At 36.6% G+C, this 314-nt stretch carries 1 protein-coding gene; it reads left to right on the top strand.

Features of this window, described 5'->3' with window-relative positions; genetic code table 11:
- Nucleotides 1-314: lytic transglycosylase domain-containing protein (locus R5R67_RS19665; protein WP_318755233.1), on the top strand; the 314-nt coding region annotated here is incomplete at both ends.

The raw sequence follows: 314 nt of genomic DNA, 5'->3' as shown, positions 1-314 counted from the left end.
ATCTGCTGAAGGTGCCGCTAAGTACATGTCTTATCTTTTGAAGCTTTTTAAAGGTGATTTAGAAAAGGCTGTACGTGCATATCATGCAGGTGAAGGCAATGTAATGAAGGGTAAAGGTATTGGTAAAAAAAATAATCAATACTGGAAAGACTATCAAAGTTACATGGCTGGTATTAATGGCTATTCTGCTGGTGATATCTCATCAAAAGACTTTGATAAGCTTATTCAAGATACCACTAAAATGGCCGAGGAGCAGGCAAAACTTCGTCTTCAATTAGAGAATGAGGTTGCTAATCAAGTAACAAAGATTAGGT

The sequence above is a fragment of the Acinetobacter sp. OYA S30 genome (assembly GCF_033599315.1).
Taxonomy (GTDB): Bacteria; Pseudomonadota; Gammaproteobacteria; order Pseudomonadales; family Moraxellaceae; genus Acinetobacter; species Acinetobacter baumannii.
The sequence above is the reverse complement of the archived record's forward strand: the minus strand, read 5'-3'. Positions and strand labels throughout refer to the sequence as shown.